This window comes from Cupriavidus sp. GW821-FHT02F09 (assembly GCF_059421605.1).
Map to the genome: position 1 here is coordinate 1 of NZ_JBWKVH010000049.1, position 14,313 is coordinate 14,313.

Sequence of the window (14,313 nt, forward strand, 5' to 3'; positions counted from 1 at the left end):
CCATCTTCCCCATGACTGCATCTCCATGTTCAGTTTAGGAAGAATAGGTCTTTCTTTGTTTTGTCTCCACCCTCTTTGCCGGTCAAAGAAAAGTGACCGGCAGCCCCCGCAGGGGGATGTCGTATGGCCCTTGGGTCCAAAAACCAACACCGAAAAATCAAATCCGAAGCGTGAACAAGAGCAAACGGTTCTGCTCTTGCCCCCCCACCTTACCCCTCCCCCATCCTCGCCAAAACAGGCAACACCGGCAACTCCCCCGCCACCTCCGCAATCATCCTGCGCATCCACATCACATCCGGCGCAGCATGACACCGCTCATGCCACAGCTGATAAAACCGCATCCGCGGAAACGCCACCGGCGAAGGCACCATCTTCAGCGGCAGGTACTGCGCATAATGCGCGGCAAACTGCCGTCCCGTGGTGAACACCATATCGGTCTTCATCAACACATACGGCACCAGCCCGAAATACGGCAACGTGACCTGGATATTGCGCTTGTACCCCTGCTCGGCCAGCGCCTGGTCGATCATGCTGCGCTGCATCGAGGCATAAGGCGCCGGCGCCAGGTGCGGCATCTCCAGGTAGTGCTTGAGGGTCAGCCCCTTGCGCGCCAGCGGATGCTGCGCCCCCAGCATGCACACCACCTCATCGTCGAACAGCGGCGAAATATGCAGATGCTCCGGTGGCGACAGCCAGTTGCCGACCACGATGTCGAGTTGCCCTTGCTCCAGGCTGTCGAGGAAGTCGCTCGATGACGTCATCGGGTGCACGAACAGCTTGGCGCCGGGCGCCAGCCGGCGCACGCGCTCGACGATGTTGGGCAGGAAGAAGGCGTCCAGGTAGTCCGGCGCGCCCAGGTGAAAGGTACGGGTCGTGGTGGCCGGGTCGAAATGCTGGGGCGGCCGGGCGATGCGGTCCATGGCCGCCAGGCTCTGTTCGGCCAGCTGCAGCAGCTCGCGGCCGCGCTCGGTCGGCACCATGCCGCTCTTGCCGCGCACCAGGATGGCATCCCCCGTGATTTCCCTTAGCCGCTTGAGCGTATTGCTGATGGCGGGCTGCGACTGGCCGAGGCGGACCGCGGTGCGGGTCACGCTCTGCTCGGTGAGCAGAGTGTGCAGCACCCGCAGCAAATAGGTGTCGAGATGGTCGCGTCCGTGCATGGCGAGGGGGCGCCTGGCGCGCTTTGCGGCCGGTGGCGTGGGGAATGGGAACGGCGCATAGTGTATGTCACGCACCCCGTCATTGGTCAAATCCGGTGGCCGCCGCCCTCGCCGGCCGCCAGAACGCTCTCCCCGCTTGATGGGGCATATCACCTGGGCCGAATATTGCATCATCGGCGTCAGTGCTATGTTTGGCCCCATCCACAAAGAGAGAAGACACCATGGAGACGCAAACCATCCGCTTTTACCACCGGGGCAAGGTCACGGAGGTCGCAGACGCCCCCGTTACCCGCACCGTGCTGCAGTACCTGCGCGAGGACGCGCGCTGCACGGGCACCAAGGAGGGCTGCGCCGAAGGCGATTGCGGGGCATGCACCGTGGTACTGGGCGAGCTGGGCGAAAACGGCCAGGTCGAGTTCAAGGCGGTCAATGCCTGCATCCAGTTCCTACCCACGCTGGACGGCCGCGCGCTGATCACCGTGGAAGACTTGCGCCAGGCCGACGGCGCGCTGCACCCGGTGCAGCAGGCGATGGTGGAGTGCCATGGCTCCCAGTGCGGTTTCTGCACCCCCGGCTTTGTGATGTCGCTGTGGGCGCTGTACCAGCAAAAATCCGAGGACGCCGGCACCGGCCGCGCCCCGGCGCGCGAGGCCATCTGCGACGCCCTGACCGGCAACCTGTGCCGCTGCACCGGCTACCGCCCCATCATCGAAGCTGGCCAGCGCATGATGGCGCTGCCTGCGCCGCAGGCCAGCAAGCTGGACCCGCGCCAGATCGCCGACACGCTGCGCGCGCTGCAGCGCGACGACACCTTCCACTACAGCGCCGAAGGCCAGCACTTCTACGCGCCCCGCACCGCCTCGGCTTTTGCCGCCATCAAGGCCGCCGAGCCCGGCGTGCGCATCCTGGCCGGCAGCACCGACGTGGGGCTGTGGGTGACCAAGCAGTTCCGCGAACTGGGCAACCTGCTATACGTGGGCCAGGTGGCTGACCTGAACGGCATCCGCGAAATCGATGGCGCCCTGGAAATCGGCGCGGCGGTCTCGCTGGAGCGCGCCTACGCCGCGCTGAACGACGTCCATCCCGAGCTGGAGGAATTGTGGAAGCGTTTCGCTTCCCTGCCGATCCGCAATGCCGGCACGCTGGGCGGCAATATCGCCAACGGCTCGCCGATCGGCGACTCCATGCCCGCGCTGATCGCGCTTGGCACCGAAGTGGTGCTGCAGCGCGGCGACGTGCGCCGCACCCTTGCGCTGGAAGACCTCTACCTGGCCTACCAGAAGACCGCCATGGCCGAAGGCGAGTTCGTCGCGGCGCTGCGCGTGCCGCTGGCCGGGCCGGAGCACTTCCGTACCTACAAGCTGTCAAAACGCTTTGACGAAGACATTTCCGCTGTCTGCGCGGCCTTTGCGCTGACGCTGGAAAACGGCGTGATCCGCCATGCGCGCGTGGCCTTCGGCGGCATGGCTGCCACGCCCAAGCGCGGGGCACTGACGGAAGCCGCGCTGATCGGCCAGCCCTGGACCGAAGCCAGCGCCCGCGCCGGCATGAGCGCGCTGGCGCGGGACTTCACGCCGTTGTCCGATATGCGCGCCACCGCCGCGTACCGCAGCCGCGGCGCCGCCAACCTGCTGTACCGCTTCTGGCTGGAAACGCGCGCCGACGCGCTGCCCGCCGCCGCCGTCAATGTCCGCGCCATCGGCGCGGGCGCGGCCACCGCCACCGCTACCGCGTAAGGAGAGATCGGCATGAACAAGCAAACCGAACCCTTCCTGCTCGACGCCGCGAGCGAAGCCAGGAGCGCCATTTCGACGCAGCAAGTGGGCGTCTCGCGCCCGCACGAATCAGCCCACCTGCACGTGGCCGGCACGGCAACCTACACCGACGACATCCCCGAGCTGGCAGGCACGCTGCATGCCGCGCTCGGCATGAGCACACGCGCCCATGCTCGCGTCAAGTCGATCTCGCTCGACAAGGTGCGCGCCGCGCCGGGCGTGGTGGCGGTGCTGACCGCCGAGGACATTCCCGCCGCCAACGAATGCGGCCCGATCATCCACGACGACCCGATCCTGGCCAACGGCCTTGTGCAGTTCATCGGCCAGCCGATCTTCGTGGTGGTGGCCACCTCGCACGATGCCGCGCGCCGTGCCGCCCGCCTGGGTGCGATTGAGTATGAAGACCTGGCGCCGGTGCTGTCGCCCGAGGCCGCGCACCAGGCCGGCAGCTATGTGCTGCCGCCGATGCACCTCACGCGCGGCGAGCCGGCCAGCCATATCGCCGCCGCCGTGCATCGGGACAAGGGCAATATCCGCCTGGGCGGCCAGGAGCAGTTCTACCTGGAAGGCCAGATCGCTTACGCCGCGCCCAAGGAAAACGACGGTATGCATGTGTGGTGCTCGACCCAGCATCCCACCGAAATGCAGCATGCGGTGGCGCATATGCTGGGCTGGCACGCGCACCAGGTGCTGGTGGAGTGCCGCCGCATGGGCGGCGGCTTCGGCGGCAAGGAATCGCAATCGGCCATGTTCGCCTGCTGCGCCGCGCTGGCCGCCTGGAAGCTGCTGTGCCCGGTCAAGCTGCGTCCGGACCGCGACGACGACATGATGATCACCGGCAAGCGCCACGACTTCGTCTTCGACTACGAAGTCGGCCACGATGCCGACGGCCGCCTCGACGGCGTGTCGGTGGAGATGGTTTCGCGCGCCGGCTTCTCGGCCGACCTGTCCGGCCCGGTGATGACCCGCGCCATCTGCCATTTCGACAACGCCTACTGGCTGCCGAACGTGCAGATCGACGGTTACTGCGGCAAGACCAACACGCAGAGCAACACTGCCTTTCGTGGCTTCGGCGGCCCGCAGGGTGCCTTTGCCATGGAGTACATCCTCGACAACGTGGCACGCACCGTGGGCCGCGATGCGCTCGACGTGCGCCGCGCCAACCTGTACGGCAAGACCGAGCGCAACGTCACGCCTTACGGCCAGACCGTGGAAGACAACGTCATCCACGAACTGCTCGACGAACTCGAAGCGACCAGCGCCTACCGCGCGCGCCGCGAGGCCACGCGCGCGTTCAACGCCACCAGCCCGGTGCTCAAGAAGGGCATCGCCATCACCCCGGTGAAGTTCGGCATTTCCTTCAACGTGGCCCACTTCAACCAGGCCGGCGCGCTGGTGCACGTGTACAACGACGGCTCGGTGCTGGTGAACCACGGCGGCACCGAGATGGGCCAGGGCCTGAACACCAAGGTGGCGATGGTGGTGGCGCATGAGCTTGGTATCCGGCTCGAACGCGTGCGCGTAACCGCGACCGATACCAGCAAGGTGGCCAACACCTCGGCCACCGCCGCCTCCACCGGCACAGACCTGAACGGCAAGGCCGCGCAGGACGCCGCGCGGCAGATCCGCGAGCGGCTGGCGGCGTTTGCCGCGCGCCAGGCCGGCGTGGACGCCAACAGCGTGCAGTTCGGCGACGACCTGGTGGTCGCGGGCGAACTCCGCCTGGACTTCAGCGACCTGGCACGGCAAGCCTACGTGGCACGCGTGCAGCTGTGGTCCGATGGCTTCTACACCACGCCCAAGCTGTACTGGGACCAGTCCAAGCTGCAAGGGCGGCCGTTCTATTACTTCGCCTATGGCGCGGCGTGCTCGGAAGTGCTGGTGGACACGCTCACCGGCGAATGGCGCCTGCTGCGCGCCGACGTGCTGCACGACGCCGGCCGCTCGCTCAACCCGGCCATCGACATCGGCCAGGTAGAGGGTGGGTTTATCCAGGGCATGGGCTGGCTGACCACCGAGGAACTGTGGTGGAACAAGGACGGCAAGCTGATGACGCATGCGCCCTCCACCTACAAGATCCCGACCGTCAACGACTGCCCGGAAGACTTCTACGTGCGGCTGTTCGAGAACGACAATGCGGAAGACAGCATCCATCGGTCCAAGGCCGTGGGCGAGCCGCCACTGCTGCTGCCGTTCTCGGTGTTCTTCGCGATCCGCGACGCGGTGGCCAGCGTCGCGGACTACAAGGTGAACCCGCCGCTGGTGGCGCCCGCGACCAGCGAGGCAATCCTGGATGCGGTGGACGCGGTGTGGGCGGTGCGGGTGGTGCAGTAGGAGACAGCGGCTTGCGGATGCGCCAGCCGGCTCCCACAGGCCATCTTCGCTGAAGACCGAAATGAAGTAACGAAGTAACAAGCTGAAGTAACAAGCTTCACCCAGAGCATCAACCTAAAAAGGCATCACCATGCAGGACGCGCCCCTCAAACCCTTCCGCTTCGCCGACGCCACCCGCTGGGTGCGCGCGGGCGTGCCGGTGGCGATGGTCACCATCGCCGAGGTGAAAGGCTCCGCCCCGCGCGAGGCGGGCGTGCGCATGCTGGTGACCGCCAACGAACTGGTCGGCACCATCGGCGGCGGCCATCTCGAGTGGCGCGGCATGGAGATCGCCCGCACCATGCTGGCCGAGCGCGACGCGATGCGGCAGATCGTGCGCATCCCGCTGGGCCCGGCGCTGGGACAATGCTGCGGCGGCGTTGTGCTGCTCGCCTTCGAGGTGTTGGGCGAAGCCGACCTGCCGTGGCTGGACGCGGTGCAGGCCGCGTTCGGCACCGGACGCGCGCTGATGCGCACGGTGCCGCGCACCGGCGCGGTGCAACACGCCGCAGCGCCGGCGCTGCTGCCCTCGGTGGCCTTGCAGGCGGACGGCGGCTGGACCGACACCCTGGTGCCGGACGCGCTGCACGTGGTGCTGTTCGGCGCCGGCCACGTGGGCCATGCGCTGGTCAAGGTGCTGGCCAACCTGCCGTGCCAGGTGCACTGGGTGGATGAGCGCGACACCTTGTTCCCCGCCGACCTGCCCGACAACGTCACCCCGGAAGCCAGCGACATCCCCGAAGCCGTGGTCGACCATGCGCCGGCCGGCAGCTACTTCCTGGTGATGACGCACAGCCACGCGCTGGACCAGACGCTGTGCGAGCGCATCCTGCGGCGCGACGACTTCGCCTACTTCGGCCTGATCGGTTCCAAGACCAAGCGCGCGCGCTTCGAGCACCGCATGGCGGAGCACGGCATTGACCCTTCCCGCTTTGCGGAAATGACGTGCCCGATGGGCGTCTGCGGCATCACGGACAAGGCTCCGGCTATGATTGCGGTTGCCATCGTCGCCCAGTTGCTGCAGGTTCGCGACCAGCGCCTCGCCCATCTGGGCGCGCTCGTCGCCAGCCGCGGCGGCAAAGCGACGAGCTCGACGCAAACCAAGACCGCAAAAGGAACCCCATGACGCTCGATGCCGCGCTCGCAGACCGTATCCGCCAGACGCCCAAGGCGGAACTGCACGTCCACATTGAAGGCACGCTCGAGCCTGAGCTGATCTTCCGGCTGGCCCAGCACAACAAGGTCAAGTTGCCGTACGCCAGCGTGGAAGCCCTGCGCGAGGCCTACGCCTTCACCGACCTGCAATCCTTCCTCGACATCTATTACGCCGGCGCCAGCGTGCTGCTGACCGAGGACGATTTCTTCGACATGACGATGGCCTACGTGCAGCGTGCCGTCGCCGACAACGTGCGCCACGCCGAGATCTTCTTCGACCCGCAGACCCATACCGAGCGCGGCGTGCCGATCCATGTGGTGATCGACGGCATTTCCGACGCGCTCGCCCAGGCCCGCACGCAGTACGACTTCTCCAGCAGCCTGATCCTTTGCTTCCTGCGCCACCTCTCCGAGGAAGACGCTTTCGCCACGCTGGAAGCCGCGCTGCCTTACCGCGACCGCTTCGTCGGCATCGGGCTGGATTCCTCCGAGCAGGGCAACCCGCCGGAGAAGTTCGCCCGCGTGTTTGCCCGCGCCCGCGAGCTCGGCCTGCACCTGGTGGCGCATGCCGGCGAGGAAGGCCCGGCGCAATACGTGACCGACGCGCTCGACATCCTCAAGGTGGAGCGCATCGATCACGGCGTGCGCGCCATCGACGACCCGGCACTGGTCGAGCGGCTGGCCCGCGAGCGCGTGGCGCTCACGGTATGCCCGCTGTCCAACCAGAAGCTCAAGGTCTACCCCGACCTGCGCGACCACTCCCTGCACCGCCTGCTGGAAGCCGGCGTGCTGGTCACGCTGCACTCGGACGACCCCGCCTATTTCGGCGGCTATATGAACGCGAACTGGGAAGCCACTTTCGAAGCCTTGCCGCTGACCGCGGCCGATGGCCACAAGCTGGCGCGCAACAGTTTCGAGGCGTCGTTCCTGCCCGCCTCGCAAAAGACTGCCTTCCTCGCCGAAGTCGACCACTTCTGGCAATCCCCCTTGCCCGCCGCGGCCTCCACGGCCTGAAGCGCGGCTCACACCAAGATGCCGGCGCGCCATGCGCGCGCCGGCGCATGACGAGACATCGATATGACGACCACGCCCCCCACCCAGTCCATCACCCGCGCCATCCGTGGCCGCGTGCTGCACTTCCTGCGCGACCCCCAGTTTCATGACGACGCGTATCAGTATTGGGAAGACGGGGTGCTGATCGTCACCGCCGGGCATGTCGCCGCGGTTGGCAACCATGCCGACCTGGCCGACCAGATCCCGGCTGGCGCCGAAGTGATCGACCGCCGCGGCAAGCTGATCGTGCCGGGCTTTATCGACACGCACGTGCACTACCCGCAGACCGACATCATCGCCTCGCCCTCGCCCGGCCTGCTGCACTGGCTGGAGACCTATACCTTCCCCGAGGAGCGCCGCTTTGCCGAGCCGGAATATGCGGCGGCCGTGGCCGGCTTCTTCGCCGACGAGTTGCTGCGCAATGGCACCACCAGCGCCGTGGCCTGGAGCACCGTGCATACGGCCTCGGCCGATGCGCTGTTTGCCGAAGCCGACCGCCGCAACCTGCGCCTGGTCACCGGCAAGGTGATGATGGACCGCAACTGCCCCGAATTCCTGCGCGACACCGCCGAGTCCGGCGCGCGCGATTCGGCCGACCTGATCTCGCGCTGGCACGGCAAGAACCGCCTGTCGTACGCCATTACGCCGCGCTTCGCGCCCACCTCCAGCGAAGCGCAGCTGCAAGCCTGCGGCGAGTTGGCCAAAGCCTACCCGGACGCATTCATCCAGACCCACGTGGCGGAAAACCGCGACGAAGTGAAATGGGTGGCCGAGCTGTTCCCGCAAGCCCGCAGCTATCTGGACATCTACGATCACTACGGCCTGCTGCGCCCGGGCGCGCTGTACGGCCACGCCATCTACCTCGACCAGGACGACCGCAAGCGGCTGGCCGACAGCGGCGCGGCGGTGGCGCACTGCCCCACCTCCAACCTGTTCCTGGGCAGCGGCTTCTATGACTTCCACCAGTCGGATGCGCACCGCCTCAATGTGACGCTGGCCACCGACGTGGGCGGGGGCACCTCGTTTTCGATGCTGCGCACCATGAACGCCGCGCACAAGGTGGCGCGCATGGGCGGCTACCACCTGAGCGCGCTGCGCATGTTCTACCTGGCCACCCGCGCCGCCGCCGATGCGCTGGGCTGGGGCGAGCGCGTGGGCAGCTTCACCCCGGGCTGCGAGGCCGACTTCATCGTGCTCGATCCGCAGGCCACGCCGCTGATCGCGCGCCGCAGCGAGCGCTCGGAAACGCTGGAAGAGCAGTTGTTCGCCTTCGCCATGCTGGGTGACGACCGCGTCATCGGCGAGGTGTATGTGATGGGCGAGCCGGCGAGCGCGCCAGCCTCCGCCGCGCACTAATCATCACTTTTAACAAGGTGGCACCGGGTCCGGCCTCGCGGGCTTGACCCGGATCAACACCCCTGTCATGCAATACTTCTAAGCTGTCACATCATCGGCCGCCCTGTGGCCGTGCACCGCCAGTCTCGGGCCCAGCCCGACCCCGCGTTCGACAACTGAAGGTTTTTGCATGATTGCCACGCAGCAAGCTTCCTTTCCGGAGCCGATTTCCCCTGACGTCCCCCTGCCCTCGCGCAAGATCATCCGCGGCTGGCTGATCCCGCTTGGCGCGCGCAGCACGCCGCGCGCGCTGGCGCTGTTCGCGCTGGACACCGCGCTGTTCCTGGCCGCGCTGGCCGGGGTGGTGCTGTTCTCCCACTGGCTCGCCAAGCTGGCCGCCAGCGTGGCAACGGGGCTGATCATCGCCCGCCTGTTCATCATCGGCCACGATGCCTGCCACCAGAGCCTGACGCCCCGGCGTGGCCTGAACAAATGGCTGGGCCGGCTGACCTTCCTGCCGTCGCTCACGCCTTACAGCCTGTGGGAAGTGGGCCATAACGTGGTTCACCACGGTTACTCCAACCTCAAGGGCTTCGACTTCGTCTGGCAGCCTTACTCGCTCGAGGAATTCCAGGCCCTGCCGCGCTGGCGCCGTGCGCTGGAGCGGGTCTACCGCACCGGCTTTGGCGCGGGCCTGTACTACCTGGTCGAGATCTGGTGGTTCAAGATGTTCTTCCCCAGCCGCCGCCAGATGCCCACGCGCCGCGCCGTCTTCATGTGGGACTGCACGCTGGTGGCGCTCTTTGGCGTGGCCTGGATCGGTGCGCTGGCGTGGCTGGCCCTCGCCACCGGGCAGTCGGTGGCGCTGCTGGTCGGGCTGGGCTTCGGGCTGCCGTTCCTGGTCTGGAATTTCACCGTGGGCTTCGTGCTCTACGTGCACCACACCCACACCAGCGTGGCCTGGTACGACACCAAGGCCATGTGGGCGCGTGCCCAGCCCTTCGTCTCCACCACCGTGCACCTGCGCTTTCGCTATGGCATCGGCGCGGCGCTGCACCACATCATGGAGCACACCGCGCACCACGTGGACATGAGCGTGCCGCTGTACCGCCTCAAGCGCGCCCAGGCGCTGCTGGAGCATGCGCTGCCGGGCCGCATCATCATCCAGAACTTCACCTGGCGCTGGTATTTCCATACCGCGCGCCGCTGCAAGCTGTACGACTTCAAGGCGCTCTGCTGGACGGACTTCCGCGGCCGGCAGACCAGCGCCAACGCGCCAGTGCCGGCATAACCCACCACCACCCCCACCCCCTGCCGCAGCCGCCCTGGCTGCGGTTTGTCTTTTGGGACGCGTAATACTCAATTACAAAGTCTTTCCGCGCGCTTGTCCCGCGCAGCGGCGCTTGCCTCGTTAAGCAAGGTATCGGTCCCAAGGTCATTGCGCATCCCGACCCGGGGCCGCCCCTTGGACAACGCCCGAGCGCCAATCAGCGCCGACAGGACAAACAGGACAAAGACAAATGGCAATCAGCAAACCCCATGCGCCGGCACGCCGCCGCCTGCTCCGCGCCGCCCTGCCGGCGCTCGCCTCGCTGGCGGTGCTCGGCAGCCTTGCCGGCTGCGTGACCGAGCGCGTGGTAGTACGCCAGCCGGCGCCTGCGCCACCCCACCAGATGGTCCGCAACATGCCGCCGCCGGTGCACGAAGACCGCGGCCCCGCGCCTGCCTACGGCTGGAACTGGGTGCCGGGCCACTGGAAGTGGGAAGGCAACGACTGGTTCTGGGTGCACGGCCGCTGGGTCCAGCAGGCGGTGCCGGTGATGCCGCCCGTGATCGTGGAACAGATCACGGTTGCCCCGCCCGCGCAGCATGCCTACTGGGTGCCCGGGCATTGGGTCTGGCGCTTCGAGGGCGGCGGCTGGGTCTGGATGAAGGGCGCCTGGCACGGCTAAGCCCCGCACGGGCCCGCCGCCCATGGCGGCATGGCTCAGACCTGAGGCCCGGTGGCGCCGGCATGATTACTTAGGCGTCGCCACCATCTTCCCGCCCTGCTCCGCCATGCGCGCGCGCATGGCGTCGGCCGAGCCGATCTGATGGAACAGCGGCCCGCCCGGGGCGAAGCTGTCGGCCGTGGCAAGCCGGCCGACCACCACCGGCTCGAAGCCTGCATCGCGCACCAGTTGCTCCCCGATGCGCAGGGCCTTGGGATCGTCGGCGGCGATCGGCACCGCGATCAGGCCCTCAGCCCGGTGGTTCTGATTGGCGAAGTTGGTGGCGCCCATGAAATTGAAGGCGCGCACGATACGCGCGCCGTGCAGGTACTTTGCGGTGGTGATGCCGATGCCCTTGCGCATCGCCTCTTCGGCGATGGCACCATCGCGCGCACGCACGGCGTTGGTCGCATCCACCACCACTTTGCCGGCAAAGGCCTTGCCATACTCCGCCGATATCTCAGGCAACGCCTTGTAAGGGACGGCGAGAAAAATCACATTGGAAAACGCCAGCGCCTCGGCCACCGTGCCCGCGCGGGCAAGCGGGCCAAGTTTTTCGACCAGCGGCTTGAGTTCATCCGGGTGGCGCGAGGAGAACAGGACGGGATGGCCTGCCTTCACCCACAGGCCGCCTACCGTGCTGCCGATGCGGCCCGAGCCAATCACGCCGATGGGCACGAGGGCGCTGTCCCGGCTAGCCTGCGCGCGCAAGCGCGAGGGCGAGATCCCCAGCCACATCGCCAGCAACGCCAGGCTCACGCTGCCGGTGAGCAGGCGGCGCTGCCGGCTGATGGTTTCGATGCGCTCTGGAAACGGCATGGCGGACTCCTCGATCCGATGACCATCAAACATCGTGGTGCTGCAACACAGCAAGCGGGTGCGGTGCACTTGGCACGCCTTCAAACTCTAGGCGAAAAATGCAGCGCGCGCCGCCGCCCCGTTGCCGCCGCGTGATCGATTTGGCGCTTGCCACCCTGTGCACTACAGTAAGTAGCACTTGCATCACCCGCGATCCCCCGCCCTTGCGTCCTTGTCCCCACGGAGACGGTAATGGCCCCCGCCCTCCCCTGTCCGCGCCGCTCAAGGCTCGCGCCGGCCGCGCAGCGTAGGGCAGCCGCATGCGCACAGGTGGCGCGGGCGGCGCGGGTGGCCCTGGCGGCGCTGGCTGCGGGCGCGCCGGCGGGCGTGGCCGCCCAGACGCCGCAGCCAGCGCCTGGCGACGAGGTCCACAACCTGCGCGAGGTCACCGTGGTCGCGCCCGCGCCGCTGCCGTCGTTCTCCATCCCGCGCGAGGCGTTTCCCGGCAATGTGCAAACCGCGACGGACGCCGACATGGAGCGCGCCAAGTCTGGCAACCTGTCCTCGTTCCTCGGCGAGACCATGGACAGCGTGGTGATCAACGACGTGCAGGGCAACCCGTTCCAGAAGGACATTCTCTATCGCGGCTACCGCCTGTCCTCCACCCTGGGCGCGGCGCAGGGCATCGCGCTCTACCTGGACGGCGTGCGCCAGAATGGCGCGCTGGGCGATGTGGTCGACTGGACGGCGATCCCCGAGGCTGCCATCAGCACCATCACGCTGGTGCCCGGCAGCAATCCGCTCTACGGCCTCAACGCGCTTGGCGGCGCGCTGGCGCTGACCACCAAGTCCGGCGAAACGCATCCCGGCGTGGAGGCCGACCTGAGCCTCGGCAGCCACGGCCGCGCACGGCTCGACGTGAGCGGGGGAAAGATGCTTGGCGATGGCTGGCACGCCTTCGTGGCGGGCACGGGCTTTCGCGAGGACGGCTGGCGCCAGCTATCCGGCAGCAGCCTGGGCAACCTGTTCGCCAAGGTCGGCCGCTCGACCACCGATACGCAATGGAGCGTGAGCGTGCTGGGCAGCAGCAGCAGCCTGTCCGGCAATGGCCTGCTGCCAGACAGCATTTACGGCAGCCAGCGCAATGCCATCTACACCGCGCCCGACCTCACCCGCACGCGCTCGCTGCAGGTCACGCTCAACGGCACGCACCAGCTCAACGCCGAGGACCAGATCGCGCTGACGGCTTATGCTCGCCTGGGGCACGCAAAGGCCAGCACCGGGGACGTCAGCGACGACTACCTCGACACCTTGCTTGGCTGCCAGGGCAACGCGGGTTGCGAGCCAGGCGCCGCGCCGGCCGGCGCGGTGCTCAACACCTCGACCGTCACCACGCATGACTACGGGCTGTCCGGGCAGTGGTCCCATACGGGCGACGTCCACGACGCAGTACTGGGCGCCGCCTTTGCGCTGAGCCGCGCATCGTATCGCCAGGACACGCAGCCCGCCGGCTTCAGCGACGATCGCGTGGCGGTGGCAGACCCCGGCGCCACGCCCGGCACCAACGCCTCGCTCGATGGACGCACCAGCACCGTCAGCCTGTATGCCTCCGATACCGTCAAGCTGCTGCCGCACAGCTACCTCACCGCGAGCGCGCGCTGGAACACCTCGCGCACGCACACGGTGCTGACCTTGCCGAATGCATCCGACGAACGCTTCACGTTCTCGAAGCTCAATCCTTCGCTTGGGCTCTCGCACCAGTTGCGCAGCGGCCTCACGGTCTTTGCCTCGGCCTCGCAAGGCACGCGCATGCCGACCGCCATCGAGCTGGGCTGCGCGGATCCGGCCAACGCCTGCCAGCTGCCCACCGGCCTGCAGGCGGATCCGTACCTGCGCCAGGTGGTATCGCGCACGGTGGAGTTCGGCGGGCGCTGGAAGGCCAGCGATGCCACCGACCTCACGCTCGCGCTGTACCGCAGCGACAACCGCGACGACATCCTGTTCCAGCGCTCGCCGGTCAGCCCGCTCGGCTACTTCACCAACTTCCCCAAGACCCGCAGCCAGGGGCTGGAACTCGGGCTGCGCCAGCGCCTGGGCCCGGTGATGCTGCGCGCCAGCTACAGCTACCTGCAAGCCACCTACCAGGCGGACGGCCAGATCCAGACGCCGTTCGCGGCGCCCGTCAACGTGCGCCCCGGCACGCGCATGGCGGGCGTGCCGCTGCACAGCTTCAAGCTCAGCGGTGACTGGCGTGCAACCGCATCGGTCACGCTCGGCGGCGCCATGGTCGTATCGTCGTCGCGCCCGGTGGCCGGCAATGAGGACGGCGCGCTGAGCGCGCAGGATCCGCGCCTGGCGCGCACCGCCGGCTTCGTGCTGTTCAACCTGCGGGCGAGCTGGCAGGTCGATGCACGCTGGCAGCTCTACGCGCGCGTCGACAATGTGTTCGACCGCCGTTATGAAACCTATGGGCAGGCGGGCCTGAACGTGTTTCCGGGCGGCACGCTGCTGCAGCCCGGCGCGGCGGTGCCGATCGAGCGCTTCGTCGCACCGGGCGCCCCGCGCCTCTTCCTGGTGGGCGTGCGCTATGAATGGGGCGGACGCTAGCGGCCGCAGGCATGCGGGAAATCCTTGGCAGTTGCCGCGCCGTCACCAAGAATGGAAAGCAGCCGG

10 protein-coding genes are annotated in these 14,313 nt (G+C 67.7%); 8 read left to right on the forward strand and 2 right to left on the reverse strand.

From position 1 onward, the window contains the following. Positions 1-209: 209 nt before the first annotated feature. Complete coding sequence (locus AC07XB_RS33235; RefSeq protein ID WP_492833081.1) at positions 210-1,160, reverse strand: LysR substrate-binding domain-containing protein; 951 nt, start codon at positions 1,158-1,160, stop codon at positions 210-212. Positions 1,161-1,381: 221 nt separating this feature from the next. Between AC07XB_RS33235 and xdhA the strand changes: the two genes are divergently transcribed. The 7 genes from xdhA to AC07XB_RS33270 all read left to right on the forward strand — a co-directional run bounded on the left by xdhA (position 1,382) and on the right by AC07XB_RS33270 (position 10,803). Continuing rightward, positions 1,382-2,896 carry a xanthine dehydrogenase small subunit gene (xdhA, locus tag AC07XB_RS33240; protein WP_492833083.1) on the forward strand — a complete coding sequence of 505 codons (1,515 nt, stop codon included), beginning with the start codon at positions 1,382-1,384 and terminating at the stop codon, positions 2,894-2,896. Positions 2,897-2,908: 12 nt separating this feature from the next. Continuing rightward, positions 2,909-5,269 carry a xanthine dehydrogenase molybdopterin binding subunit gene (gene xdhB / locus AC07XB_RS33245; RefSeq protein WP_492833085.1) on the forward strand — a complete coding sequence of 787 codons (2,361 nt, stop codon included), beginning with the start codon at positions 2,909-2,911 and terminating at the stop codon, positions 5,267-5,269. Positions 5,270-5,399: 130 nt separating this feature from the next. Next, positions 5,400-6,434: a xanthine dehydrogenase accessory protein XdhC gene (gene xdhC / locus AC07XB_RS33250; RefSeq protein ID WP_492376674.1), complete on the forward strand. Its 1,035-nt coding sequence runs from the start codon at positions 5,400-5,402 to the stop codon at positions 6,432-6,434. Then, positions 6,431-7,477: an adenosine deaminase gene (locus AC07XB_RS33255; RefSeq protein WP_416047989.1), complete on the forward strand. Its 1,047-nt coding sequence runs from the start codon at positions 6,431-6,433 to the stop codon at positions 7,475-7,477. The genes xdhC and AC07XB_RS33255 overlap by 4 nt, the downstream gene beginning before the upstream one ends. Positions 7,478-7,540: 63 nt before the next feature. Further along, the gene (gene guaD / locus AC07XB_RS33260) at positions 7,541-8,872 is read left to right on the forward strand and encodes a guanine deaminase (RefSeq protein WP_492833087.1); all 1,332 of its coding nucleotides are present in this window, start codon (positions 7,541-7,543) and stop codon (positions 8,870-8,872) included. A 169-nt stretch (positions 8,873-9,041) separates the two neighbouring features. Beyond that, complete coding sequence (locus AC07XB_RS33265) at positions 9,042-10,142, forward strand: fatty acid desaturase (RefSeq protein WP_492833089.1); 1,101 nt, start codon at positions 9,042-9,044, stop codon at positions 10,140-10,142. Between the two features lie 229 nt (positions 10,143-10,371). Beyond that, the gene (locus tag AC07XB_RS33270; RefSeq protein WP_492376844.1) at positions 10,372-10,803 is read left to right on the forward strand and encodes a hypothetical protein; all 432 of its coding nucleotides are present in this window, start codon (positions 10,372-10,374) and stop codon (positions 10,801-10,803) included. A 66-nt stretch (positions 10,804-10,869) separates the two neighbouring features. On the opposite strand, the gene AC07XB_RS33275 is transcribed toward AC07XB_RS33270, so the two are convergent. After that, entirely contained in the window at positions 10,870-11,661 is a 792-nt protein-coding gene (locus tag AC07XB_RS33275; RefSeq protein ID WP_492833091.1) for an NADPH-dependent F420 reductase, read from the reverse strand. A gap of 231 nt (positions 11,662-11,892) precedes the next feature. Here AC07XB_RS33275 and AC07XB_RS33280 point away from each other — a divergent pair, with 231 nt between their 5' ends. Continuing rightward, positions 11,893-14,247: a TonB-dependent receptor gene (locus AC07XB_RS33280; protein WP_493688165.1), complete on the forward strand. Its 2,355-nt coding sequence runs from the start codon at positions 11,893-11,895 to the stop codon at positions 14,245-14,247. Positions 14,248-14,313: the final 66 nt, after the last annotated feature.